The 24813-nt window shown below is 61.8% G+C and carries 30 protein-coding genes; 12 read left to right on the plus strand and 18 right to left on the minus strand.

Annotation, left to right across the window (positions count from 1 at the left end):
• Positions 1-39: 39 nt before the first annotated feature.
• Complete coding sequence (locus QM596_RS02810) at positions 40-882, minus strand: NAD-dependent epimerase/dehydratase family protein (RefSeq protein ID WP_283308055.1); 843 nt, start codon at positions 880-882, stop codon at positions 40-42.
• Between the two features lie 86 nt (positions 883-968).
• Between QM596_RS02810 and QM596_RS02815 the strand changes: the two genes are divergently transcribed.
• The gene (locus tag QM596_RS02815) at positions 969-1613 is read left to right on the plus strand and encodes a ScbR family autoregulator-binding transcription factor (RefSeq protein WP_019745609.1); all 645 of its coding nucleotides are present in this window, start codon (positions 969-971) and stop codon (positions 1611-1613) included.
• Positions 1614-1651: 38 nt separating this feature from the next.
• Here the strand turns inward: QM596_RS02815 and QM596_RS02820 are convergent, their stop codons facing one another.
• Entirely contained in the window at positions 1652-2539 is an 888-nt protein-coding gene (locus tag QM596_RS02820; RefSeq protein ID WP_092764767.1) for a ScbA/BarX family gamma-butyrolactone biosynthesis protein, read from the minus strand.
• Positions 2540-2706: 167 nt separating this feature from the next.
• Positions 2707-3366, minus strand: coding sequence for a helix-turn-helix transcriptional regulator (locus tag QM596_RS02825; protein WP_283308057.1), 660 nt, complete (start codon positions 3364-3366; stop codon positions 2707-2709).
• A gap of 520 nt (positions 3367-3886) precedes the next feature.
• Here QM596_RS02825 and QM596_RS02830 point away from each other — a divergent pair.
• Positions 3887-5386 (plus strand): flavin-containing monooxygenase, encoded by a 1500-nt coding sequence (locus QM596_RS02830; protein ID WP_020971014.1) that lies wholly within the window; start codon positions 3887-3889, stop codon positions 5384-5386.
• A gap of 368 nt (positions 5387-5754) precedes the next feature.
• On the opposite strand, the gene QM596_RS02835 is transcribed toward QM596_RS02830, so the two are convergent.
• The 3 genes from QM596_RS02835 to QM596_RS02845 form a co-directional block, all read right to left on the minus strand.
• Positions 5755-6501, minus strand: a complete 747-nt coding sequence (locus tag QM596_RS02835; RefSeq protein ID WP_020971013.1) for a phosphotransferase family protein — start codon at positions 6499-6501, stop codon at positions 5755-5757.
• Positions 6502-6623: 122 nt separating this feature from the next.
• Positions 6624-7493 carry an aldo/keto reductase gene (locus QM596_RS02840; protein WP_198586335.1) on the minus strand — a complete coding sequence of 290 codons (870 nt, stop codon included), beginning with the start codon at positions 7491-7493 and terminating at the stop codon, positions 6624-6626.
• Between the two features lie 184 nt (positions 7494-7677).
• Positions 7678-8136: a hypothetical protein gene (locus QM596_RS02845; RefSeq protein ID WP_283308058.1), complete on the minus strand. Its 459-nt coding sequence runs from the start codon at positions 8134-8136 to the stop codon at positions 7678-7680.
• A gap of 77 nt (positions 8137-8213) precedes the next feature.
• On the opposite strand from QM596_RS02845, the gene lexA reads away from it, so the two are divergent.
• Complete coding sequence (lexA, locus tag QM596_RS02850) at positions 8214-8903, plus strand: transcriptional repressor LexA (protein ID WP_020909365.1); 690 nt, start codon at positions 8214-8216, stop codon at positions 8901-8903.
• A 13-nt stretch (positions 8904-8916) separates the two neighbouring features.
• Here lexA and QM596_RS02855 read toward each other — a convergent pair whose 3' ends face one another.
• From QM596_RS02855 to QM596_RS02870, 4 genes are read right to left on the minus strand one after another with little or no spacing between them, the layout of a single operon-like run.
• A complete protein-coding gene (locus tag QM596_RS02855) occupies positions 8917-9330 on the minus strand; it encodes a (R)-mandelonitrile lyase (RefSeq protein WP_283308059.1) in 414 nt (137 codons plus the stop codon).
• Between the two features lie 29 nt (positions 9331-9359).
• Positions 9360-9746, minus strand: coding sequence for a DUF2255 family protein (locus tag QM596_RS02860; protein WP_259118516.1), 387 nt, complete (start codon positions 9744-9746; stop codon positions 9360-9362).
• A complete protein-coding gene (locus QM596_RS02865) occupies positions 9721-11193 on the minus strand; it encodes an MFS transporter (protein WP_283308062.1) in 1473 nt (490 codons plus the stop codon). The genes QM596_RS02860 and QM596_RS02865 overlap by 26 nt, the downstream gene beginning before the upstream one ends.
• A 42-nt stretch (positions 11194-11235) precedes the next feature.
• Positions 11236-12273 (minus strand): zinc-dependent alcohol dehydrogenase family protein, encoded by a 1038-nt coding sequence (locus tag QM596_RS02870; RefSeq protein WP_046379407.1) that lies wholly within the window; start codon positions 12271-12273, stop codon positions 11236-11238.
• Between the two features lie 167 nt (positions 12274-12440).
• Here QM596_RS02870 and QM596_RS02875 point away from each other — a divergent pair, with 167 nt between their 5' ends.
• A complete protein-coding gene (locus QM596_RS02875) occupies positions 12441-13325 on the plus strand; it encodes a helix-turn-helix transcriptional regulator (RefSeq protein WP_007729733.1) in 885 nt (294 codons plus the stop codon).
• 26 nt (positions 13326-13351) lie between these two features.
• Here QM596_RS02875 and QM596_RS02880 read toward each other — a convergent pair whose 3' ends face one another.
• The 5 genes from QM596_RS02880 to QM596_RS02900 all read right to left on the minus strand — a co-directional run bounded on the left by QM596_RS02880 (position 13352) and on the right by QM596_RS02900 (position 17178).
• Positions 13352-14494, minus strand: a complete 1143-nt coding sequence (locus tag QM596_RS02880) for a GGDEF domain-containing protein (protein WP_283308063.1) — start codon at positions 14492-14494, stop codon at positions 13352-13354.
• A 118-nt stretch (positions 14495-14612) separates the two neighbouring features.
• Positions 14613-15077: an RrF2 family transcriptional regulator gene (locus QM596_RS02885; protein ID WP_020909359.1), complete on the minus strand. Its 465-nt coding sequence runs from the start codon at positions 15075-15077 to the stop codon at positions 14613-14615.
• A gap of 62 nt (positions 15078-15139) precedes the next feature.
• On the minus strand, positions 15140-15889 hold the full coding sequence (locus QM596_RS02890; protein WP_021331811.1) for an SDR family oxidoreductase: 750 nt from the start codon (positions 15887-15889) through the stop codon (positions 15140-15142).
• A gap of 75 nt (positions 15890-15964) precedes the next feature.
• Positions 15965-16813 (minus strand): LLM class F420-dependent oxidoreductase, encoded by an 849-nt coding sequence (locus QM596_RS02895; protein ID WP_024487511.1) that lies wholly within the window; start codon positions 16811-16813, stop codon positions 15965-15967.
• 44 nt (positions 16814-16857) lie between these two features.
• Entirely contained in the window at positions 16858-17178 is a 321-nt protein-coding gene (locus QM596_RS02900) for a GYD domain-containing protein (protein WP_283308065.1), read from the minus strand.
• A gap of 81 nt (positions 17179-17259) precedes the next feature.
• Here QM596_RS02900 and QM596_RS02905 point away from each other — a divergent pair, with 81 nt between their 5' ends.
• The 4 genes from QM596_RS02905 (at position 17260) to QM596_RS02920 (ending at position 19371) form a co-directional block, all read left to right on the plus strand.
• Positions 17260-17442, plus strand: a complete 183-nt coding sequence (locus QM596_RS02905) for a hypothetical protein (RefSeq protein WP_007729726.1) — start codon at positions 17260-17262, stop codon at positions 17440-17442.
• A gap of 44 nt (positions 17443-17486) precedes the next feature.
• On the plus strand, positions 17487-18302 hold the full coding sequence (locus tag QM596_RS02910) for a DUF72 domain-containing protein (RefSeq protein WP_283308066.1): 816 nt from the start codon (positions 17487-17489) through the stop codon (positions 18300-18302).
• A gap of 70 nt (positions 18303-18372) precedes the next feature.
• The gene (locus QM596_RS02915) at positions 18373-18882 is read left to right on the plus strand and encodes a hypothetical protein (RefSeq protein WP_029256413.1); all 510 of its coding nucleotides are present in this window, start codon (positions 18373-18375) and stop codon (positions 18880-18882) included.
• 33 nt (positions 18883-18915) lie between these two features.
• The gene (locus QM596_RS02920) at positions 18916-19371 is read left to right on the plus strand and encodes a PPOX class F420-dependent oxidoreductase (RefSeq protein ID WP_007729721.1); all 456 of its coding nucleotides are present in this window, start codon (positions 18916-18918) and stop codon (positions 19369-19371) included.
• Positions 19372-19373: 2 nt separating this feature from the next.
• Here the strand turns inward: QM596_RS02920 and QM596_RS02925 are convergent, their stop codons facing one another.
• Complete coding sequence (locus QM596_RS02925; RefSeq protein WP_019745592.1) at positions 19374-19817, minus strand: winged helix-turn-helix transcriptional regulator; 444 nt, start codon at positions 19815-19817, stop codon at positions 19374-19376.
• 117 nt (positions 19818-19934) lie between these two features.
• Here QM596_RS02925 and QM596_RS02930 point away from each other — a divergent pair, with 117 nt between their 5' ends.
• Positions 19935-20339, plus strand: coding sequence for a PaaI family thioesterase (locus QM596_RS02930; protein WP_019745591.1), 405 nt, complete (start codon positions 19935-19937; stop codon positions 20337-20339).
• Position 20340: 1 nt separating this feature from the next.
• Here the strand turns inward: QM596_RS02930 and QM596_RS02935 are convergent, their stop codons facing one another.
• Positions 20341-20856: a MarR family winged helix-turn-helix transcriptional regulator gene (locus tag QM596_RS02935; protein ID WP_019745590.1), complete on the minus strand. Its 516-nt coding sequence runs from the start codon at positions 20854-20856 to the stop codon at positions 20341-20343.
• A gap of 58 nt (positions 20857-20914) precedes the next feature.
• On the opposite strand from QM596_RS02935, the gene QM596_RS02940 reads away from it, so the two are divergent.
• Both QM596_RS02940 and QM596_RS02945 read left to right on the plus strand, forming a co-directional pair.
• Complete coding sequence (locus tag QM596_RS02940) at positions 20915-22348, plus strand: FUSC family protein (RefSeq protein ID WP_283308067.1); 1434 nt, start codon at positions 20915-20917, stop codon at positions 22346-22348.
• Between the two features lie 58 nt (positions 22349-22406).
• Positions 22407-23006 carry a TetR/AcrR family transcriptional regulator gene (locus QM596_RS02945; protein WP_020909354.1) on the plus strand — a complete coding sequence of 200 codons (600 nt, stop codon included), beginning with the start codon at positions 22407-22409 and terminating at the stop codon, positions 23004-23006.
• Between the two features lie 21 nt (positions 23007-23027).
• Here the strand turns inward: QM596_RS02945 and QM596_RS02950 are convergent, their stop codons facing one another.
• Complete coding sequence (locus QM596_RS02950) at positions 23028-23468, minus strand: VOC family protein (RefSeq protein WP_283308068.1); 441 nt, start codon at positions 23466-23468, stop codon at positions 23028-23030.
• Between the two features lie 175 nt (positions 23469-23643).
• Between QM596_RS02950 and QM596_RS02955 the strand changes: the two genes are divergently transcribed.
• A complete protein-coding gene (locus tag QM596_RS02955) occupies positions 23644-24807 on the plus strand; it encodes an alpha/beta hydrolase family protein (RefSeq protein WP_007729711.1) in 1164 nt (387 codons plus the stop codon).
• Positions 24808-24813: the final 6 nt, after the last annotated feature.

Raw genomic sequence — 24813 nt, forward strand, 5'->3', positions numbered from 1 at the left:
TGGGAGGCAGTTGTTTTGGCGAGAGCAACCTTTGTGTCATCAGTACAGTCTCGACCGAAACCAGTGATCGAGACTGATCATGTCTATCTTGTGCATGTCGAGACCCAGCTGGGCAGCAACTTTCACTGCGTCGGCGCGGGGGATAGAGCTTTGGGGCAGAGTCCAATTGGTCTCCCGCGCATGATGCTCGAGAAGGTCGATGACTGTCCGCGGGACAGGTTCGTTGACGTGAAGTGTTGAGCCGTAGCGAAATTGCTGTTCTGTCGACAGTTTGTAGATAGATCGGGCGAGTAGGTTTACGTCGACTACCGACAGGATCGCGCTACCATTGTCGATGATCGAGTCGAGTCGAGAGACGATTCGCGTCAGTGTCGGCAGAAACCATCTGTCGCCGGGTCCGTACACGAGATGGGGCCGGACGACGAGGCCTCCGGCGTCGCGCACGAACGCCTCGGCGAGGGCGCGCGTGCGGCTGGCAGGTGAGAGGGGTTTGAGAGGTGCGCCGTTGACGGGCAGGTCTCGAAACGGGCCTGGCCCGTACACCGCGGCGGTGCTGACGTAGAGCAGCCGTTCGACGCCGACGGTGGCGGCGATCGACGCAACGTTTCGTATGCCGTGTTCGTTGACGTGAACGCACTGTTGTTCGTCGTCGCCCACGTACGACACGCAGCAAATGACGGTCGACGCCTGGCTCATTGCAACTCGTAGAGAGGCGCTTTCGTTGATGTCGCCGATAGCGGCGGCAATTCCGTTGCGGCTGAGTTGTTTGGCTGCGCTGTCCGTGCGAACGAAACCGATTGCAGCGTTTCCGTCCCGGGAAACCAGCTGGTTCATCACTGCTGAGCCGATGAAACCAGTGGCTCCGAGTACCAGAGTCGTCATGGTGTGTCCGTGTCGAGGGCGTTGCTGCCGGGTCTTTCGACGTATCGTTGAGATTCATTCCGTCGGCAACGAGAGCTGGGTAGATCATGCAGGAGCGTGCGGTCCTCACGCGCCAGGCCGTCATTTTGGGTGCTGCGAAGAGCTTCGAGAAGTTCGGGTACTCCGCCAGTCTGGGCACGATCTTGCAACACGGGGGCGTGTCCAAGGGTGCGATGTATTTTCATTTCGCGTCGAAGGAGGAGCTTGCGCACGCGGTCATCGCAGCGCAGCACGGTATGGCGATGGAGGGTACCCGGAGGGTTGCTGCGCATTCCGACATCGCGGTCGAAACCCTGGTGCTCGTTTCGCAGGAGATGGCTCGGCAGCTTGTGACCGAGCCCATCGCGCGAGGTGGCATGCGGTTGACGATGGAGATCGGCAGTATTCAAGGTCCCATCGAACAGCCGTATCTCGATTGGATCGAGGCTATCAAGCAGGTGGCAACCCAAGCGGCCGAAGCCGGCGATATCGTCCCGGGCACCGATATCGACGCGTTGGCTCGATTTGTGGTGGGGTCGTTCACCGGAGTGCAGATTCTCTCGGAAATGCTTACGGGCAGAACCGATCTGTACGAGCGGTTGAGTCAGATGTGGAACTTGGTGCTGCCAACGATTGTCCGCGAGGACAAGTTGGCGCACGTCATGCAACTGGCGGCGCTTGCACCGAGAGAGTGGGAACCACCGAGCGTTTGACGTGGATGACGCGACGAGCAGAACGTGTTCGTTCCCTCTCATAATTGGTCCGCAACTGTAAGTTCAAGTTCCGCGGTGGTTTCCAGATCTTGAGTGAACCGAACTCGGTGCACATGGCCTGACGCGTCAAGGGGGGTCGTTGACACCTCACACGGCGTTTCCCATTCAGTGAACCTCGGAAAGACCGCCGAGAGTGAGGCGATCTTGGTTGCTGGGTTGCCGATGTGGAATCGGACCGCTTGTCGGGCGGCCTCGAAAAGAATCATTCCTGGGATGTGGTCGACGGGGTGGTCGAAAAGGGAGTGGTTGCGCGGATCGGGAGTGCAGAACATCGTGTGCCGAGCAGGATCAGTGCTGATGAGCACATCTCCATCGGTTAGGCGTCCGACTCGCTCCGATCCGACCACCGCGGTTCCGGAAGGAAGGATGCGCCGGCTCGGGCGGTGGTCTTCTCGTCCTTGCCGAATTCGACGGTATCCCTCGGGGCTGACTCCTCGCGCAACAGCTTTGCATCTGGCGACGTGCCGGTTGCCCTCTCTGAGGATCCCCGACACTTCGACCCCCGAGACCGCTCCGTCGCGATGAGTGAGGTTGTCCGCTGTCATCGAGAAACTCAACGGCTCCGCGACTGGTTGCACGTCGAGCGCATCCAACATCTCGAAGCTGAATGTTTCCATGAGGAACTTGTAGTGCAGTGGAATCTCGTATCGGGTGTGGCAGAGAAGCACCACTGCCTGTCGAAATGCTTCTGCCACCCCGAGTGGATCGTGTTGCTCGCTCGATACGTCGAATATCCGGTGCGAGACCGGGAGTTGCACAGCAACCTGGTACGCCGAGTCCGATTCGATCCGGTAGTCCGTCAAGAAAACCTCGGCAACAGCATGTCTGTGGACGAGATGCCGCGGCACTGTGCGTGTGTATTCCATTGATTGAATGCACCTTTCGATGTTCGCTCGTGTCTTCGGTGTCGTGTAGGAACCAATTTTCGACGTCCGGACACGTCGTCGAATCGTCAAAATTGACGATCTTTGCGAAGGTCGAGTTCGATCAGGGGTAGCACCCATCTCAACGAGTGTGTCTGGGGCACTTCCTGCTAGAAGCGTCCGATCCGAAGTTCCAGCGGGTGTCTGCGTGCGTCGTGACCAGAGCGGCGGAGCATCGCGCATGCCTCCAGTTGGGAGTGCACCCCCAGTTTCTGCAGGATGCTTCGGACGTGGGCGCGAACCGTGGTCGGTGCGATGTGGGCGGTTCGAGCAATCGAGTCGACATTCGAACCGCCGTAGAGAAGACCCACGATCTCGAATTCGCGATCGGTGAGACTGCCGATTCGTGCGGATTCTTCGGTGCGCAACCGGATGCGTTGTACGAGCGAGGACTTCTCGTGTGCAGGTTGAGTGGAATTGGGGTTGAGTGCGGCCTGCAGCTCATCGAGCAGCGATGCGAACGGGAGTTGAGAGTTGAGCGCGGAGTGGGCGCCCGCAGCAAGCCCCCGAATCATGGAGCGGCCGCTACTGAGATCGCCGACCAGGACCGATCCCTCGAGTGCGGAAAGCTCCTTCACGTGCCAATCGACGCCCCCGAGTGGTAGGAGAACAAGCGCTCTACCGTGATCGCTGGTGTGGTGCCTTAGCAGGCTCATGTCTGCGGTTTGTGGCGCGGAATAGGCCCTGGTGGTGATTCCGGCAGCGATTGCATTGGCGAACCCTCGATCGCTATGAGTGGTGTACACCGTGACTGTGCTGGAGTGTGTCATAGCGACTACATCACCGGCGGAGGTCCAGTCCGCCCGTTTTCCGCGTTGCGAATCCAAAACCGTTGGTTTCAGCGTGGTTTCGTCAGCGGGCTCGTTATCGGAGTGACCTCTTCACTGATGCGCACGAAGGGTGACAGCGATAGCGCAGTTGTCCGTCCGCCCATGGAGACTCGCGCGTCCGACACCTGATCGTGGACCTTCGAATTATGCTAGGGCGCTGAATATTTGGGCGACGAGTATCTCGCGTAGACGAGCCATGGGACGTTCCGTCGACGATGTGAACGACTCTCCAATGGCTCGAGGCATTCAGGCGTCTCGATCGAGTCTCCGCGAGGCCGGTGCGTCCCGCTCTCAATGTTCTGTGCCCAGTCGGGTCGAGACATTGACTGTTACCGCCAGTTGCACATATCCTGTACATTGGCGCTGACCTTAGGGAACCCGGCCTGAACCGGCCGATCGTTCTCGGCCACTGCCGACGCCAGATGTAGCTTCGCGACGACCTACGAAACGAGTTTCCTCCATGACACAGCATGTCGACGTACTGATCATCGGCGCTGGCTTGTCCGGAATCGGCGCGGCTTGCCACCTCATTCGTGAGCAGACCGGAAGCACTTACGCGATCCTCGAGCGCCGCGAGAACATCGGTGGCACCTGGGACCTGTTCAAGTACCCGGGCATCCGTTCGGACTCCGACATGCTCACCTTCGGATTCGGTTTCCGTCCTTGGATCGGCACCAAAGTGCTCGCAGACGGCGCCAGTATCCGTGACTACGTCGAGGAAACCGCCAAGGAATACGGCGTCACCGACCACATCAACTTCGGCCGCAAGGTCGTGTCTATGGACTTCGACCGTACCGCCGCGCAGTGGTCCGTGACCGTCCTGGTCGAGTCGACGGGGGAGACCGAGACGTGGACCGCGAACGTCCTCGTCGGCGCCTGTGGTTACTACAACTACGACAAGGGCTACCGCCCCGCCTTCCCCGGTGAGGACGACTTCCGCGGTCAGATCGTGCACCCGCAGCACTGGCCGGAGGATCTCGATTACACCGGAAAGAAGGTAGTGGTCATCGGTTCCGGCGCCACCGCGATCACGCTGATCCCGTCGATGGCCCCCACCGCCGGTCACGTCACCATGCTGCAGCGCTCGCCCACGTGGATCCAGGCGCTTCCGTCCGAGGACCCTGTTGCCAAGGGTCTCAAGCTCGCACGCGTTCCCGACCAGATTGCTTACAAGATTGGTCGAGCCCGCAATATCGCACTGCAACGCGCCAGCTTTCAGCTTTCTCGCACCAACCCGAAGCTGGCCAAGAAGCTGTTCCTCGCCCAGATCCGCCTGCAGCTCGGCAAGAACGTGGACCTGCGTCACTTCACTCCCAGCTACAACCCGTGGGATCAGCGCCTGTGCGTGGTTCCCAACGGGGACCTGTTCAAGGTGCTCAAGAGCGGCAAGGCCGACATCGTCACCGACCGTATCGCCACGTTCACCGAGAAGGGCATCGTGACCGAGTCGGGCCGCGAAATCGAGGCCGACGTCATCGTCACGGCGACCGGCTTGAACGTACAGATTCTGGGCGGCGCAACCATGAGCATCGACGGCGAGCCGGTCAAGCTCAACGAGACTGTGGCCTACAAGAGCGTGCTCTACTCCGACATCCCGAACTTCCTGATGATCCTCGGCTACACCAACGCGTCGTGGACGCTCAAGGCTGACCTGGCCGCGTCCTATCTGTGTCGCGTGCTCAAGATCATGCGCGATCGCAGCTACACGACTTTCGAGGTTCACGCCGAACCCGAGGACTTCGCCGAAGAATCTCTCATGGGCGGAGCCCTGACCTCGGGCTACATCCAGCGCGGCGACGGAGAAATGCCGCGTCAGGGTGCCCGCGGCGCGTGGAAAGTGGTCAACAATTACTACCGCGACCGCAAGCTGATGCACGACGCCGAGATCGAAGACGGTGTGCTGCAGTTCAGCAAGGTCGAGACCCTTGTCGAAACTGCAGACAAGGCCGCCAGCGCCTGAGCCGGCTCCACTCGAATCAACGGGCTGTACCTCGCATGTATCCGTGATCTTGTCGTTTTCGTTGGAGGGTCACGGTTCGCGCTCACCGGCGTTCCGAAAGTTGCTGCAGGAAGAGCGAGTCCAGACTTCGGTCTGCCATGTGGGCGACTGGACGTGCTTGCCGCGGTCCGACACTCGATTGAGACGACCACCGCTCGCTGACAATATCCAGGCGTTTGCCGGCTGACGGCAATCGACGGCGGCGCGAACGCGTCGCGACCTGCCTAACCGTGCCGTCATCGACACGAAATACTTTTGGCCGCAGCAATTTTGGCGCGAGTCGGAGGTTTGGCAGATTGGGGGAGGACGTCCTGATGGTTCGGTTATTGTCAGTCGCGCATCGCCTGTCGATTCAGCACGTCTACTTCGCAGCCCGGCGCGGCTGGATCGAAACCATGCTCGACCAGCCAGCGCACGCCTCTCAAGCTGCGCAACGACCACCACGCCTGGATGACCTCGAGGTCGACGTCAGCGCCGTAGCCCTCAACCACGTCATCGAGATGTTCCGGGTGGCCGAGGGTCAGTGTTGCGAGGTCGTACAAGGGATCGCCCTGCGCGGCTTCGGACCAGTCGATGACGCCGGCAACTTCGTCATCGGTTACGAACACATGGCAGGCTTGGAGATCACCGTGTGTGAATACCGGTGTCCACGACCTGAGCGCAATCTCGGCAATCCGACGGTTGGATGTAATCACTCCGGTGGCAACCACCCCGCTCCTGGTCAGCCATGCACATTCGCGGTCCAGTTCTGAGGCGATGTCGTCGAGACTACGGCCGGGCCAGGGCGGCAACGGTGCGTCGTGCAGCATTCGAACGGCGGCACCCGCTGCGGCCCACGCCGCTGAAGGCGTGGTCGACGGTCTGCCTAGGCGACCGAGCGCGTTTCCCGGCAGAGCGGCGAGCGCGAGCACGGGCGGCTTGCGCCACAGAATCTGCGCTGTCGGGATTGGGGCTCGGAGCATTGCTTCGACCTCGACGTCGGTATTCGACTGATCGGCGTCGATCTTGAGGAACACCTCGCCGACGCGCAGAGTCGCGCGCTCGCTATGGGCGACGACAACCTCGACTTCTGTCACGTCGGTCAGTATGGCTGGGATGCGCCTTGGCGTCGCCGGGTTTCTCGCGTGCGGTCATTCGCGATCGGAGCGCGGTATGTTCCGCTGACCTCCCGCACCTCAAACTTTCTCAACAAACTGCCTTACTGCTCCCTTGTTTGCTGCGTGACATCATCAAGGTCCGCCAAGTCAGTCTCACTGAGATCAATTCGCGAAGCAGCAATGTTGGCTTGTAGATGAGCGATGCTCGTGGTGCCGGGCAGGGGAATGACGGTGGCCGCGACCCCGCGCCCGCGCTGATGGACCCACGCAAGAGCGACCTGGCCAGCCGTCGCTCCGACACGAGAAGCGATGCTGGCGAGGGACCGAGCGACAAGATTGCCGGTGGAGTGGTTGAGGTTGCCGTGCCCCATCGGCGAATGTGCGACCAGTGTGATCCCGAGGTCGGCGAGCGTTGGGAGAAACAGTTCAACATCTCGCCGTATAAGGGACCATTGCTCTTGCACGGCAGTGATGGGGTGTACGGCATGAGCTCGTCGGATGTCATCGAGCGTGACATTGGACAGCCCCAGAGCCCGGATCTTCCCTGCCTGGCGGAGCTCGGCCATAGCGTTGACGGTCTCCTCGATTGGTGTGTCCTCGCTGCGGTGATGCAGGTAGTAAAGATCGAGGTGATCGACGTCGAGGCGCCTGAGTGAGCCCTCGATGGCCGCGCGCACCGTTGCAGAGTCCGCCCGAACATTCCAGTCATCAGGATGACCCGACGGCCCGCGGTAGACACCGAATTTGCTGCACAACGTGATGTGTTCACGGTTGGCGCCAATTGCCCGACCAACCAGCTCTTCGTTTCCATACATCTCGGCTGTGTCGAGCATGGGCACCCCGGAGTCGATCGCGGCGCGAACCAGTGCGGCGGGGTCGCGGTCAGCATCACCCCACCCGTTGTCGGTCAATCGCATCAGGCCCAGGCCCTGGATGGGCACATCATCGAATGTTTTCGGCGCGACAGTCATGAACGAGTACATTATCGGGGTCGCTGATCAGAACCAGGTCGCCAAAGAGGCCGATTCCGGCGACTTCGACATCTCGCTGCATCGCTCGTTCAGCGCTTGACGCGGTGCAGCTGTCGATCGCTGTTCCGAAGTGGGCGTAAACAGCTGAATATCACGCTGCGAAATGCCGAGTGTCCTGACTTGCTCAGGCTGATTCTGTCCGCTTGGCCCGCACGTTATGCACAACCATCGGGACAGTTATTGCCAGGGCCATCGCTATCACGAACACCGATATGAAAACCCAAGGACGTTCTGTATCGGATGCCCGGACGGTCAACACCGCTCCACTCGTAAGCAGGGGCATCCCTGCTGCCGCGAGTATATCGACGTGCCGCGGGGCGACAGGAGGTCCGGCGAAGTATGGAACTCGAACCCCCGAGTTCTCCCGAAGCATCCGTCGCTCCGACATCGCGTAAGTGCTCGCGCCGACTGCGAAAATGACCAGTCCCAGTACGACAAGACCAATTCCCGTTCGGGTGGTGAGTGCGGCAAACATGAACACCGATGTCACTGCCGGATAGAGAACCGCCATCTTCCAGAGTGGAGTCTTGGTCCGCGTGTCGACTGCAACACTGACCGGGCGCATCGGTTCGAGAGGCTCCATGAGCTCAGCGTGCCATGCGCCACTCGGGAAACAAACTGCCTGTGCCGTTTCTGGCAGGCTGCGGCTGCCTGGATTGGATGTCGGGACCCCTCACTACGATTCTCGTCGTGACCGATTACGACGATCTCGACATGTTCGGTGGCCTCGACGCCTCCTCCCTGCCGCTCCGCCAGCAGCAGATTCTGATGACCATCCGGGATCTCGTGGCTGCCAACGGGTGCACGCCGAGCACACGGCAGATTGGAGACGCGGTTGGTCTGCGCTCGACGTCGACGGTATCCAAGCACCTCAAGAGCCTCGAAGAGAAGGGCTTCCTCCGTAGGGGAGCGGCCATGGCTCGGCAGTTGGACGTGCGGCCGTTCCTCGTGGGAGCGAAGGAACAGTCGTCGTCGAACACCGTGACGGTTCCGGTCGTCGGTGACATTGCGGCCGGCGCGCCGATCCTCGCGGAGGAGCACGCCGACGAGGTGCTGGCGCTTCCTCGCGAGCTCGTCGGCTCCGGCACGGTGTTCGGACTTCGGGTGCGCGGTGAGTCGATGGTCGACGCAGCAATCTGCGATGGCGACGTCGTCGTGGTGCGACGCCAGGACGAGGCCCATTCCGGCGAGATCGTCGCCGCGATGATCGACGGCGAGGCCACCGTGAAGGTGCTCCGGCGCCGCGACGGTCACGTGTACCTCGAGCCTCGTAATCCCGCATACAGCGTCATCGACGGCGATCGCGCGGCCATCTTGGGCAAGGTTGTTTCGGTGATGCGACGTATCTGAGTGGTGTCCGGTCTCAGCGATGGTTGGCGCGGGGACCGTTGTATTCCTCATCGGTGACTTTGTCGCCCCATGTAGTTTCGGTGCTTTCGTCGCCGGGTCCTTCCCACAGCGCAAGGTGGGTCATGAAACGGTCGGGTGCCGCGCCGTGCCAGTGTTCCTCTCCTGCCGGGGTATAGATCGTCTCGCCTGGACTCACTTCGACGATCTCGCCGCCGCGAGCTTGAACCAGCGCGGTCCCGGAGACGATGTGGAGGGTCTGCCCGAGGACATGGGAATGCCAGTCGGTTCGCGCACAAGGTGCAAAGCGAACCATGTTGGCGCGCATCCTCGACGGCTCCTGGCCGGCGTAGATGACGTCCCACCAGACGTCGCCGGTGAACCAGTCGCTGGGTGCTTTGCTGGTGGGCTGGGGCTTCAAGATTTCCATGAGGTCTCCTCGGAATCGAAAGGGGCGGTTCAGTTCTGCGTCAGCGGAACAAGTCGAATGGTGTTGGGTGCGGCGGCGCGGCCGGTGACGGAGCCGACGATCTGCGGGCCGTAGCGGTCGTACTTGGTGTGGTAGGCGGAGTCGATCGCCGAGTGCGCATCCGGTGCGGCGGACTCGAACGCCACGTCCCGCTCAATTCCTCCTGCGCGGATTCGGCCCCCTCCACTTGCCGTTGCTCGGACGAACCACGGGTTGTCGGTTCCGTATGCCGAGCGCACGTACAGTTGGTTGTCGGCACGGACGACCCAAATCGTGACGTACGGCCTTGCGGTGCCGTCGCGGCGGTTAGAGGAGATCTGCAATTCCTCGGCACCACCGATCTTGGTCAGTTCAGCCTCGGTCCACGAGTGCGACATCTCGGCTTCCTTTCTCCTGTTCGAATTGCTTTGTGGTACTTCGCGTTCTCGTAGCCGGGACGATCAGTGCGAGGACGATGACGAGACAAGCGGCCAGCAGGGCGGTGCCTGCGGTGAGAGCCGTTGATACGTGATCGGTGAGTGCCGTTGTAGCGTCGTCGGCAGAGGCTCCGGCGCCCGCGGAAACTGCGACGAGGATGCCGAGTCCGAGAGCACTGCCCAGTTGGTGTGCAGTGTTGACCAATCCTGATGCGGCACCGGCATCCTCGGCCTCTACCCCGGAGATACCGGCAGAAGTCAGCGGAGCGAAAGCCAACCCCTGCCCGGCGCCGATCAATATCATCGGAAGTGCTATCGCAGTGAGATACGTGCTACCGGGATGGACCAGACTGAGCCACGCCATCCCGGCGAGGGTGACGGCAATGCCAACCGACAGAATTGCGGAATTTCCGAATCGTGGTGTCAGTCGCGGAATCAGCATCGCCACAGCAAAATTGACGATCGTCATCGGGAAGAAGGCGATGCCAGCTTGGAACGCGCTGAAGCCCATGACGCCTTGGAGTAGCTGAGTCGTGAAGTAGAAAAATCCGATCATGGCACCCAGATAGAGCATTCGGGCGGCGTACGCGCCGGATCGCTCCCGGCTGCGGAACAACCTCAGTGGCATGATCGGCTGCTCCGCTCTCGCTTCGTTGAGGAAGAGCAAGGTCAGTAGTATCGCCCCGGCCGCCAGTGTCGCAACAGTGATCGGTGAGGTCCACCCCGCTTCGGCCGAGTTGACGGTGCCGAAGACGAGTGCGGTCATGCCGAGTGTGGCGAGAACAGCGCCCGCCACATCGAAACGTCCGGAGTTGGGTTCGGTTTCCGGAATGAACCGGGGAGCGAGCGCGATCATCGCGATTCCGATCGGAACGTTGATGAAAAAGCCTGCGCGCCATGACACCCAGTCGGCAAGGGCGCCGCCGATCACGAGTCCGAGGCTGGCGCCTATTCCTGCGGCAGCGCCGTACCAGGCAACAGCGCGCGTTCGCTCCGGCCCGGGCGGGAAACTGGCGGTCAGCAGTGACAGCGACGCCGGGGCCACCACTGCGGCTCCGACGCCTTGGAGAGCGCGCGCCGCGATGAGCCACCAACCGTTCGGCGCGACCCCGACGAGAAACGACGCAATCGCGAAAATTGCGAGACCGGAGACGAATACGCGACGACGGCCGAAGATATCCCCGAGACGAGCGCCCAGCAGGAGAAGGCCGCCGAACACCAGGGTGTAGGCGTCCTGGACCCAGGACAGCCCGGTTGCCGAGTAACCCAAGCTGCTTTGGATGCTGGGTAGCCCGGTGAAGATGATCGAATTGTCTAGCAGGATCATGAAATAGCTGATCAGAATGATCGCCAGGATCGCGGTGGAATTGATGCGACCGGCAATGGGACGGTTGGCAGTGTGGGTCACGCGCTTCTTCTTCGCAAGTGGTGGACGTTCGCAAGTGGTGGATTACGGGCGGACGAGGACCTTCAACGATTCACGGGAGTCCATGGCTCGATAGCCTTCCGCTACGTCGTCGAGCCCGACGGTGTGGTCGAAGACCTTGCCCGGCTCGATCTTTCCGTCGAGCACATCCGGCATCAGCTCTTCGATGTACGCGCGCACCGGAGCCGGTCCACCGGTGAGCGTGATGTTGGGTCCGAAGAGCGTCCCGAATCCGATTGGAGCTTCTTCGTATTGGGGTACTCCGACTCGGCTGATGACGCCGCCCGGTCGGACAACTCCGAGTGACTGCTCATAGGCAGGCATGTGACCTACCGCTTCGAGGACGACATGAGTGCCGTCGCCTCCGGTCAGTTCGCGGACTTTCTCGATGCCCTCGTCCCCACGTTCGGCAACCACATCGGTGGCTCCGAACTCTAGACCGAGATCCGTGCGGGTCTTGTGGCGCCCCATGAGGATGATGCGCTCGGCGCCGAGGCGTTTGGCGGAGAGCACTGCCATCAGCCCCACGGCTCCATCGCCGATGACCGTGACCGTCGTGCGTTGGTTGACGCCACCCTTGACCGCCGCGTGATAGCCGGTGCCGAAGACGTCGGAGAGCGTGAGCAGTGACGGCAGGAGTTCGGAGTCCTGACCGACCGGCGCCTTGACCAGGGTGCCGTCTGCCAACGGCACTCGGATGGCCTCCGCCTGCCCGCCTCCGATCCCGTTTCCGGCCCAGAAGCCGCCGTGTCGGCAGGACGTCTGCAAGCCTTCGCGGCAGAAGTCGCAGGTCCCGTCGGACCAGGCGAAGGGGGCGATGACGAAGTCGCCCTTCTTCAACGTGGACACCTCGCGACCGGTCTCTTCAACTACTCCGACAAATTCGTGGCCCATCGGGGAACCACCGGGTGTTGCCGGCATGTTGTGGTAAGGGTGCAGGTCAGAGCCGCAAACGCAGGCCCTGACGACCCGCACGATCGCGTCCGTCGGCTGCTGCAGTACCGGATCGGGCACGGTCTCGACCCGAACGTCTCCGGCGCCGTACATGATGGTTGCTCGCATGGTGTCCCCTCTTGCTTCTGGTGTCGCGTGCTTGGAAGTCGACGTTTCTGCGTGAACCGGTCGACTGCAATCAGTCAACGCGGCGCCTCGCGAGCGCGGGAGTGTCTGTTGTTCCAGGTAACGGCAGTACCTCCCTCGGTCTTCGCCGCTCGAGTAACGTGAACTGCATGGACAACCGAGCCGAGATCCGCGAATTCCTCAGCTCCCGTCGTGCTCGCATCACACCCGAGCAGGCAGGGCTCCCGGCTTACGGCGGAAACCGTCGCGTCAAGGGGTTGCGCCGTGAGGAAGTCGCTCTGCTCGCCGGTGTGAGCATCGACTACTACGTGCGCATGGAACGCGGAAATCTGGCGGGAGCGTCGGACTCGGTACTCGAAAGCCTTTCCCGGGCATTGCAACTCGACGAAGCCGAAACTGCCCATTTGTACGACCTCGCGAAGGCCGCCAGTGCAGGCGCACCGAGTAGAAAGCGCCCCGCCCCCAAGGGCGTGAGCCCGGCGATTCAGCAGATACTCGACGCCATCACCGACGCGCCGGCGTGGGTACGCAATGCCAGGCACGACATGCTGGCGGCCAATCGCATGGCGCGCGCGTTGTATTCGCCAGTCTTGGCTGATCCGCGTAGGCCGGCGAACAACGCCCGCTTCGTGTACCTGGACCCGGCGTCGCAGGACTTCTTCGTAGATTGGGAGCGCGCGGCTGACGACATCGCCGCGATGCTCCGCTCGGAAGCGGGACGCAATCCCCATGACAAGGCGCTGACCGAGCTCATCGGTGAACTTGCTACTCGCAGTGAGGTATTCCGCACCCGGTGGGCGAAGCACAATGTGCGCTTTCATCGGACGGGATTCAAGAAGGTTCGTCACCCCGTAGTCGGCGACCTGGAGCTGAACTTCGAGGCGATGGAACTGCCGTCCAATCCCGGGCTGACGCTGCTGGTCTACACCGCGGCGCCGGGGACGCCCACGGCTGACGCTCTCAAACTCTTGGCGAGTTGGGCGGCAACCCAGGATCAGTTGGATCCAGCGAACGACAGCGAAGCGGCGCTCTGAGTTCGGTCGGCAAGTAGACCTGTCGATCAGCTCAGATGCGTTACCGCCCAGGCCACCTGGTCTCCACCCCGTCGCTTGGCTCGATACATCGCGTTGTCGGCGTCGGCAAGTATCCGATCGATGGTTCCTGAAGCGTCCGGGATTGTCGAGGACAGCCACACGCTGGCTCCGACGCTCACGGAAATCGACTGCCGACCGGCGGGCCGCGATATCGAATTGTGAATGTCCACCACGGTTTGTTCGATGCGACGTGGCTCCACGGGCATGAGAATCACGAACTCGTCGCCGCCTGTCCGGGCAACCAGCCCGACCTCTCCGACCGCTGAGTTCAGACGCCGACCGACTGTCACCAGCATCCGATCACCTTCTGCGTGACCCAGTTTGTCGTTGACGCTCTTGAACGAATCGACATCGATCACCACCGCGAGGACAACGTGTCCTTGGAGTTCGCCGACACCGAACAGCTGTTGCCAGACGTTGTGCAGCCCACGTCGGTTCAGAGCAGCGGTGAGTGGATCGCGCCAAGAGTGTCGTGCATCGTCGGTCAAGTACAAGACGAGGAAATGCACGGTCATCGCGGCGGACGCGATAACACACCCGATGACGAATCCAGTGGACACCGACAGCGAAGAATCGGTATCCGGATCGGTTACAGCGCGAATTGTCAGTAGGGCAACGACGAACAGCGCGCCGACGATCTGTGCCGTGACTATTCGAGGGCTGTGGAATACCGACGAATAGTTCGCGACGACCACGAACAGAACGGCGCCGGTCAATGCCAGGAAGCTCGAATGGATTCCGGCGAGAAGTATCAAGGACAAGCAGGTATTGGTGAGCGAAATGAAACGAACGGATTGGTGGTGGCTCGGCCAGGACCGTCCGAGTGACCAGCGAATCATGCAGTAGAGCGCGATCATGCATGCTGTGCCCGCCGCGAGCCGTTCAGGGAGGTCGGTTGCGCCACCCTTCACGAATTGAGCCAGTACGGCGAGTGCCACGAACACGGCGCACCAAAAGGTGACGACCACTCTGGCTGTCCCCAACATCGATCGAGCAGCCAGAAACCGAGGGAACCATTCACCGTCGTACGCAAGAGACCACCAGCGACGCAACAGTCCAGTTGTTTGACGAATGTTCTGCCCCAACCCCGCAGCGCCACTGACTCCCATGAAACCCCCTCCGAGATCTTGCGAAAATTCCCGGAAGATTCTTCGTCAAGATTTGATCCCCGAACAAGGTACCCGATAGTTGAACGATGGATTGATGCCTCGTGAGGTGTGGGCCGCTCTAAGGTGCGATCGGTGTGGTCAGGATCTTTCTGAGTGCCGGAAGATCCAGGGTTGCAGCAAGATCTGCAATCGTGACTCCCGACAGCGATGCGCGCCAGGCTTTTTCGGCGTCGGCCATGACTTTGGCAATTCCGCAGGCGGAACGGCATTGCTCCGGTGGAGCGGCGAGGATTCCTTGCTGTCGAATCTCCGTGCACCGGAACGCAGGTTCAGTGCCGTCAACCGCCTGGACGACGTCGAGAACGGTGATTTTCTCGGGAGCCCGGGTGAGGACGTACCCACCGTCTCGGCCCTCGGTCGGATTGACCAGACCGGCGTGCGCGAGCGCTCGCAGATGCTTCGCCAGGTATGTCTTCGACACCCCGTGAAGTTCGGCGAGTCTGGCTGTGGGTACCGGCCCCTCGGCCTGGCTGAGAACCACACAGCAGTGGAGTGACCACTCCACGCCTCCGGAAAGCTTCATGGTTGAACTCTATCGACGTGGTGGAACGTGATGCGGGCCGGACGTCGCTCGAGTGGTCGACGTCAGGCCTTCTCGGCAAGCCACGCGTCGTACGTTGTCGGCGCAATCCATGCGTCGGCGCCGGGTGTCGGGGTGAGTGCCGAGTTGTCGAGTTTCGCGCCGAAGTACCCGGCCTCGGGATCGGAAATCACCGAGCGCTTGTCGCCGGTGACGACGAACAGGCGCCGGACCAGTTCGTCGATGCCCAGCGGTTCGGGCCCGGCGATCTCGACCGTGCCGTTACGCGGCGCACCGGTCACTACCTCGGCGACGTGAGAAACGACGTCCCGTGATGCGATGGGCTGCAGATGTGCCTGTGTTGCATGGACCGTGCCGTCGGTGGTTCCGGCGTCGGCGATTCCGGCGACGAACTCGAAGAACTGGGTCGATCGGACGATCGTGTATGGGGTCGGGCCGGCTTTGACCAGGTCTTCCTGGGCGACTTTGGCTCGCATGTACCCGGAATCGGGCAGTCGATCGGCGCCGACGATGGACAGGATGACGTGGTGACCGACGCCCGCCTTCTCTTCTGCGGCGAGGATATGGCTGGTTCCGTCACGGAAGAAGGCCAAGACGTCTTCGTCCGACCACGACGGGGAATTGGTCAGATCCACGACGACGTCGGCACCATCGACTGCTTCGGCGATTCCTGCGCCGGTGGTGATGTCGATCCCGTCTGCCCGACCGAGCGCCTTCACGTCGTGTCCGGCGTCAGCGAGCTTGGCGGCGACCTGGCTTCCGATCAGTCCGCTTCCGAAAATGACGATCTTCATGATTTTCTCCTTTACTTGGATAAGTCGTGTCCAAGTATACTCGGACACAACTTATCCAAGTCAAGGGTTGTCTGATCAGCCGAAGAGTTCGGCTGCGAGTGCTTCGTAGGTCGCGAGCGGATCACCCTCGGCGGGAAGTGCTTGGATCGCAACGTGATCGGCACCTGCCGCGACATGCTCCCGAAGTCGATCCGCGATGGACTTCGCGGTACCGCGCGCAACCAGAGCGTCGATGACGCGATCGTTTCCTTCGTTCGCCAACTCTTCGGGCGCAAAACCGAGGCGCTCGAGATTGCTCGTGTAGTTGCGCAGATACAGATACGGGTTGGCGACGGCGGGGCGACCGATTGCTCTGGCCTTCTCTGGATCGGTTTCCAGAACAACCTTGTGCTCGGGGGCAAGAATCTTCGAAGGGCCGAGGATTTCACGAGCTTCGGCGGTGTGTTCGGGGATGGTCAGGTACGGATGCGCGCCGGCAGCGCGATCTGCGGACAGTTTCAACACCTTCGGTCCCAGTGCGGCGAGGACGCGCCGCGATTCCGGGACCTGGGCCTCGTCGAGTTCGTCGAGGTACGACACGAGCGAGGCGTACGGCTTGGTGTAGTCGCCGGTCGCCTCCGGATGTCCGACGCCTACGCCGAGCAGGAATCGCCCCGGATGTGCGGCTTCGAGTCGGTGATAGGACTCCGCCACCTCGGCCGCAGGTGAGGACCAGATGTTGACGATTCCGGTTGCCACGGTGATGTGCTCGGTCGCGTCGAGAAGTTTCTCGGCGATCCGTAGATCGGCGCGTGGTGAGCCGCCGATCCAGATGGTGCCGAAACCGAGTTTCTCGATCGCTGTTCCCAGTTCGGGCGGCAAACCAGCCGCTCCTCGCCAGATTCCGTAGGTGCCCAGGTCAGGTGTTTTCGTAGTCTCCGTCACAGCGGGTGCAACTCGGCTGCTGCCGGGATCTATTCCTTCCGTCGTCATTTGCCCGGCGCGCGGTAGTCGGTCGGTCGCTTGACTGCCTCGTCGATCTGCTCCGGCGTGAGCAGTGTGATCGACTCCGAGCGTGCTGCACCTGCCGCAGCCGTGCGAATGCTCAATGCGGCTGCCGCGACGTCGTCCGGTAGGTTGCCGATGACGAACATGTCGTGACCGCCCAGTGCGAAGTGGCAGGATTCGACTGTGCCGCCGATGCTTTCGACCATTCGGGTTATCGCGTCGCGCCGCGCAGTGCCTCCCTCCTGCTGTAGGCCGGCGGCGCCGGAGGATGAGTACGTCACTTGCCAGAGGTATTTCGGCATTTCCACTCCTTGCTCGGGATGGGCACTTCGATCGTGTACCCGTAGGGCGCTCGGTGGCAATGGGTAGGGGACAATCACGGCATGGTTGGAACTCCGGTGATCGTGACTATCGTGTCCGTGTGTGTGGGTTTTGTGATCTTCATGCTGGCTGCCAGTGGTGCACGCGGAAAGTGGGACCGTCGCCTCGTGATCGCGTTGTTCGTCGGCGCGGTGGTGTGCCTGACCGTCGTACCGGTATCCGTCGCGCTCAGTGCCGGAGTTTGAAACACGGAGTGTCAAAACGCTCGAGTGCCGCTTAGTCTGAATCGATGGCAGATATTCGGGTAGGTATCTCCGGGTGGACGTATCCCGCGTGGCGCGGAGATTTCTATCCGAAAGGTCTTGCTCACCGCAAAGAATTATCTTATGCCGCAGAGAGATTGACGTCGATCGAGATCAACGGCTCGTTCTATGCCCTGCAGAAGCCGGAAAGCTACACCAAATGGCGCAGTGAAACTCCCGAAGATTTTGTGTTCGCGATCAAGGGCGGCCGGTACATCACGCACATGAAACGACTGCTCGACGCCCGTGACGGACTCGCCAACTTTTTCGCCGCCGGAACACTCGCCCTCGGTCCCAAGCTCGGACCGATCCTGTGGCAACTACCTCCGACGCTGCAGTTCGAACCGCAGCGGTTGACCGACTTCTTCGACGGTCTTCCCCGCACCACGCAGGCTGCAGCCGATCTGGCAGCACAGCACGACGACAAGCTCACCGAAGACCGAGTGTTCGCCCAGACCGAGAGGGACGTGCCGATTCGCTACGCGGTGGAAGCGCGGTACGCCAGCTTCGAGACCGACGAAGCCGTGGACCTGATGCGCGAGCACTCCATCGGTTTTGTCGTCGCAGACACCGCCGGCAGATATCCCCGCATCACCACTCCGACTACCGATTTTGTCTACGTGCGGATGCACGGGGACAAGGAACTGTATGCGAGTGGGTACACCGACGAAGCTCTGGACAAGTGGTCCAAGCGCTTTCGGGATTGGATGGACGAAGGCCTCGACGTGTACGTCTACTTCGACAACGACATGAAAGGCTTTGCGCCGCACAACGCAATGTCCTTGTTGGAGCGGCTGCGCTGACGGATCGCCTGGCCTGTCGGTGGGATGTGGAAGGCTTCCGCATGAACGCGAGGACCGAGGAGATACCACGATGACGCCAGACCAGCGGACGCCGGAACAGAGCTGGCCGACGCATTGGCCGAAGGTCGCCCGTGACATCGCCGATGCCACGGCCGACGCACTCGCCGCGGTGCGGGCGGCAAATCGTGACGGACTGCTCGTGGCTGTTGAGGAACTGCGCGGGCTCTCGTTCGAGCAGGTCAGCTCGGTTCACGCGGCGATCGTGCGCGAATTGCTCGAGGACACGCATCCGGACGGCTTGTCCAGCGAGGACGTGCAGGATGCGCTCACTGTTTGCGCCAAGTCCACAATCGTGTGGCTGCCGGATCTGGACGTGCAGGCGCTCGCTGCGGTCTACACCGGGGCGCTCGGGATTTCGGATCTGGAAGACGATTCGTTCCGCATCGGGCACGGCGCGTACCTGCGTTCGGCGGTTCTGGTCATCGGAAGTCTGTCGACCGGAGTGAAGAAAGCTCAGAGCGCGTACATCATTCGTGCAATCGACGAAATCGCACGTGCTCAGACCATCGAGATGCCCTGAGCGTCAGCTCGTAAATCGAATTAGGCTGAGGTCATGTCCAAGATCGCCAGCGCAGATCGTGTTTCGTTTGCCGAACTCCTCGAGTTCATCAGGCCGCGTCATCGGGCCACGTTCGTCACGGTGAAGAAATCCGGCGAGTTGCAGATCTCTCCGGTGACGTGCGGGGTCGACGACGAGGGCCGGATCGTCATCTCCACGTACCCGGAACGGGCCAAGGCCGCGAATGTTCGCCGCACCCCCGCGGTGTCTCTGTGCATCCACTCCGACGAGTGGAACGGTCCGTACGTCCAGGTGAACGGAACCGCGGAGTTGATCGACCTCCCGGACTCGGTGGAACCGTTGGTCGACTACTACCGATCCATCGCCGGTGATCATCCCGACTGGGACGAGTACCGCGAAGCCATGCGCAAGCAGGGCAAGAGCCTGATCCGCGTCACCGTCGACTCCTGGGGCCCGATCGCAACAGGTGGGTTTCCGCCCGGACGCTGACGCTATCGAGCAGGTGGCGAGAGTTCGACTACGTGCGCATCTCTGGCGGCCAGCGGTTCTTTGCAGTGTGCGCACACAACTTGGGCGTGCAGGATCTCACCGCAACGATGCTCGACGACGGTAGGCGGCGGACCCGTCGTCGCAAAGGTATCTCCCCATTCCATGAGTGCCATCAGGATCGGGTAGAGCGCCTTCCCTGATTCGGTGGCGACGTATTCGTAGCGCGGTGGATGGTCTTCGTAGCGACGCTTCGTGAGGACGTCGGCCTCGACGAGGGTGCGCAGACGCGCGGCGAGGATGTCGCGGCTCGCACCCGTGCCCGCGGCGATCTCGTCGAACCGTCGTTGTCCGAGGACGATTTCTCGGAGCACCAACAGTGACCACTTCTCGCCGACGACCTCCAAGGCGTTGGCGATGGAGCAGTTGCGTCCTTTTGTCGCCGTCATCTCTGGGCCCCTGTTAGTTGGAGAAGTTAGTTGGGAATTCCAACTTAGCACTTGACGGTATGTATTCGAGGGCGGAAGGTAGGTCGAGAAATCCAACGGAGCAGATGAGGGGTCGTCATGACGGAATTGAATCTCGAGGCAGCAAGCGGATTTGTCAGCGCTGCCGGATTGCAACTGGACGAGGTGTCCGGCACGAAGGTCGTCGGGCACATCGATCTGTCCGAGGCGCATCACACTCCGTGGGGTGTAGTTCACGGCGGTGTCTACACGACCGCCGTCGAGTCGGCCGCGAGCATCGGAGCCAGCACTGCAGTGGCGGATCGTGGCGAATTCGCCGTCGGCGTCCACAACGGAACGGATTTCCTGCGGGCGCGTACGGGTGGGCGCGTGGACGTCGTGGCTGTGCCGATTCAGCAGGGACGCGTTCAGCAGTTGTGGTCGGTGGTCATCACCGATCCGGAATCGGGCAAAGAGGTGGCGCGAGGTCAGGTGCGATTGCAGAACGTACCGCTGCCGAAGTAGGTCAGTCCCAGATTCCAGAGTCGATGTTGCGTGAGATTCGTTTGAGCAGTGCCGTCAACTGGGCGCGTTCGTCCTCGTCGAGTCCGGTCAGTACTTGACGGTCTCGCTCGACGCGTCGGGGAAACTCTGCCTCGACCAATGCGCGACCGGCATCGGTGAGTTGAAGCAGAACCACCCGTCCGTCGTGTTCGAAACGCTGACGCTCGACAAAGCCCAGCTTGGCCAGACGGTCTGCGTGTTTTGTGGTGGCGGCGCCGCTGACCATCGTGACGGCGGTGACTTCGCTCGCTCGCAGGGGACGGTCACTGCGAGCGAGTGCACTCATCACGTCGAATTCGGCGCGAGAGACCCCGCTGGACGCCAGGGCGCGGTCGAGCTGGTGAAGAGACTGCGCGTTGATGCGGGCGATCCGGCCCATCACTTCGACGGGAGCGGTGTCGAACTCCGGGTAGGCGCGCTTCCATTCGCGACGGACTTTGTCGATGAAGTCGTCTTCGGATCTGTCAGTCGCACCCATGGCCCCATCTTAGCGACAGAATTCACATTACTTCACAAGTAATTTACTGGTGAAATAAATGTATGCTGAGTCGGTGACCCGAACCGAAACCGCAGCCAGGACGCCCAGCCGTCTCACTCATTCGAGTGAGGCCATTGCACATACGGTCTCCGGGGCGACGTGGCGAGCGGCTTTTCGCGTCGGATCCGCCGACGCGACAATCGCCCCCGCGATCAGGGTCGGGCTCGCCACCGCCGTAGTCCTCGTGGTCGGCGGACTGCTCGGGCATCGGGAGTTGGCCGGCTTCGCGGCCTTGGGCGCGCTGTGCGCCGCGTTCGGTAGGTACGAGCCGTATCCCCGGTTGGCGGGCAAGCTGGCGATGGTCGGTGCCGCATTGGTGGCTTCCATCGCTTTCGGCAGCGCAATGGGTGTTGTGGGCGTTCCGATGTGGTTGCAGATCGGCATCCTGTCGTTGCTGGCCGGTGCGTCGTACTGCTTCATGTCGGGCTTCCGGATCACCGGACCAGGGCCCGTCATCCTCGTCTTCGCGGCGACCGGTGCAGCCGGATATGCCTCCAGTGTCGATGATCTGGCGAGGCTGGTGACTGCCGGTGCGCTCGGAGTTGTGGTCGGTTGGGTGGCCGCGATGCTCCCAGCGCTCGTACTGCCGATGGGACCTGCCCGTCTGGCAGTTGCTCGTGCAGTCTCTGCGGTGGGACGTCTCGAACAGTCCGGCACAGGCGCAGTGGAACCGGCGCTCGGATCGATTGCCAACGCCCGCTTGGTCATTGCGTCGAGCGGTCGGATCAAGTCGACCGTCGATCACGGACGCGAACTGGTGGCAGTGCTCGACGAAGCAGAAGCGGCAGTACAGCAATGGCAGTTGCACGGCGACGCGACTTTGATCCGGAGTATTGCTCAGCACGAGAAGGAACTTCGGAAGCTCAAGCGCTCCAGCATGATCGAACACGACCTCGCGCCGGCGCCCACGCTTGCCGCCCCCGAGGGCTATTTTCTCGAAGGATTGCGCCGACTGTATTCGCGCCCGGTGCGGATGACTGCTCTCCGCATCGTGGCGGCCTCGGCTCTGGCCGGTTGGCTCGCGGCAGGAGCCGGGTTGGAGCATCCGCTGTGGGCGTCGATGGGTGCCATCGCCGCGATGCAGGGACTGAACTACAAGCAGACCGTCCAGCGCGGGATTCAGCGGTTGGTGGGAAATGTCGGCGGCGCCGTCGTGGCCGCTGGGCTCATCGCATTGACACTCGGCTACTGGCAAGCCGTTGCCGTGATCGTGATTCTGCAGACTGCTGCGGAGCTGCTCGTCATCAAGAACTATGCGCTGACGTCACTCGCCGTCACTCCGATGGCACTGCTTCTCATCGGTTTCAGTGCCCCGATCGGGACCGAAGCGGCAGTGGCTCGCGTCGCGGACACTCTCATCGGCGTGGTGATCGGTATCGTCGTCGCTGCTGTCACGATCAGTCGATCGGATCGCCACCACGTCACCGTGTAACCGGTACTGCTGTGTTTCCGGTACTGCTGTGTTTCCGGTACTGCGTAGGCTCCTGCAGGTGGAGGACAGCACGCCGATCGACGGCCGGAAACTGCGTTACCAGCATCGCCGTGCCGAATTGCTCGAGCAGGTAACCGCGTATGTCACGGCGAACGGCGTCGGTGAACTGTCCATGCGGCCGTTGGCCAAGGACCTGGGGATCAGCCATGCGACACTCATCCACCATTTCGGTTCGAAGGAACAACTACTCACTGAAGTAGTCGCAACCCTGCGAGACAGCTCTTCTCTCGACATCTCTTCCGGGACCGACATCGTCGAGATGTTGACGAGTTACTGGAATGGGCGCACATCAGCGGAATCGTTGCCGAGCTTTCGGTTGATGTTCGAGATCTACGGACAGGCGTTGTTGCATCCGGAGCGGTATCGCGAGTTTCTCGATCATGTGGTGGGGGACTGGTTGGGTGGTTTGACGGAAGCGGCGCTCGCGCATGGATGTCCGCCCGATCGCGCTGATCGCTACGCGACGATCGTGTTGGCGCAGATTCGGGGGTTGACGCTCGATCTCGTGACGACCGGTAATCGCGTCAGAATCGACGCGGCGTTTGCCGAATTCGCGGCCGCGATGGGCGCTCTGGTCAGCTCGTGGAAGGCGATCTGACGGTCCGATTGCCGTGACGCTTCAGGCGATCTGCTCGAACAGGGACACGATGATCCCTTCCGGCCCACGCACGTAGGCCATGCGCACGCTGTTCTCGTACTCGCCGATCCCGCCGATGAGCCCGTAACCATCCGCAACCACCGCGTCGACCGCCGCCTGGAGATCGCCCACCTCGAAAGACACGTTGCGCAGACCGATCTCGTTGGCCATCGGAGCAGGCGATCCGGGTACGTGGTCGGGCCTGACGAAGGACGAGAGCTCGAGCCGTGACCCTTCGCCCGGAGGGCGCAGCATGGCGATTTCACACTTTGCTCCAGGGATACCGCAGACGGTTTCCACGAACTCGCCCTCCACGGATCCGGTGCCCTCCACCTCGAGACCCAGAACGACGAAGAACGCCGTCGCTGATTCGAGGTCCGCGACGGTGATGCCGATGTGGTCGAAACGCTGTACGTGTGCCATGGACACATCCTCCTACTGTTTCTTCGTGCCGGTTCGATACTGGGTCGGAGTCGGGGCCGGGATCTCGACATGTACGTGTCGCAAAGCTGCAAGATTTTGCTTGACCGATCGGTTAAACAAAATCTACGATAACGTCCAACGAGGTCGCCCACCGCACGAACCGGAGTCGTCAGACGTGAAATTCCAGTCGAAGTCGTTTGCCCGCATATCCATCGCAGCCCTCTGTGCTGCAACGATCGGCTCCGCCGTTGCTGCGCCCATCGCGTCCGCGCAGGCGCCGAGCGCGTCGCAAGCCACCGGCACTGTGGTGTCGAGTGAGCCGCTACCGAAGGATCTGTGGATTCCGGGTACCGCCGACGCCAAGCGATTCACGTACTGGACCATCGGTTCCAACGGCGGGCCCGCGCTGAGCAGTGGCGCGTACTACGTCCCGGCCGGCCCGGCACCGGAAGGTGGTTGGCCCGTCATCGCCTGGGCGCACGGCACCACCGGACTCGACGATTCCTGTGCCCCTTCGCTGGTCGGTCCCGGCCTGCCCGAACGTGACTACCCGTACCTGGGGCGCTGGCTCTCGGAGGGCTACGCCGTCGTCGCCACCGACTACGTCGGTCTGGGTACACCAGGGCTGATGCCGTACCTCGACGGAAAGGTGGAGGCGCACAGCGTAGTCGACTCGGTCAAGGCGGCCCGGGTCATCGACTCCTCCATCTCGAATCGTTGGGCAGTGGTCGGACAGTCGCAGGGCGGCGGTGCGGCCATCACGACGGCCCGATACGCAACCGAGTACGGAGGGGATTCGCTCGACTACCGCGGTGGCGTGGGTACCGGAGTGCCGGCCAACATCGAGTTGACCCTCCTGCCTGCCGGTCCGGGCTTCCCTCCCATCGCCCTCGGCGGCGGGTTGACGTCGTACGCGCTCTACATCCTCGCGGGCTTGCGGGAAGCGCACCCCGAGATCGACTTGAATTCCTACCTGAACGACTTGGGAAGGGAAAAGGTCGACTCGGCCGAAAAGCTCTGCGCCGCAGACCTGGACGAGGCATCCAAGGATCTGGTCCTCGGTGACATCTTCTCCCGCCCGCTCAGTCAGATCCCGAACTTCCAGGGTCTGCTGAACGATTACATGGGTGTACCGACCAGTGGATACGACCGCCCTATCTTTATCGGCCAGGGCCTGCTTGACGTGGATGTCCCTGCACCGTCTGCACTTTCGCTGGTTGCAGCGTTGGTCGCCAACGGTGAACCGGTCACTTTCAAGACCTACAACACCGATCACAGCGGCGCTTTGGTCGAATCACAGGCTGACACGATTCCGTTCGTCGCGAACCTGTTCCGCTAGGCATAC

Origin of the sequence: Rhodococcus sp. IEGM 1406 (genome assembly GCF_030056745.1) — a bacterium.
In the GTDB taxonomy this organism is placed as follows: Bacteria; Actinomycetota; Actinomycetes; order Mycobacteriales; family Mycobacteriaceae; genus Rhodococcus_F; species Rhodococcus_F erythropolis.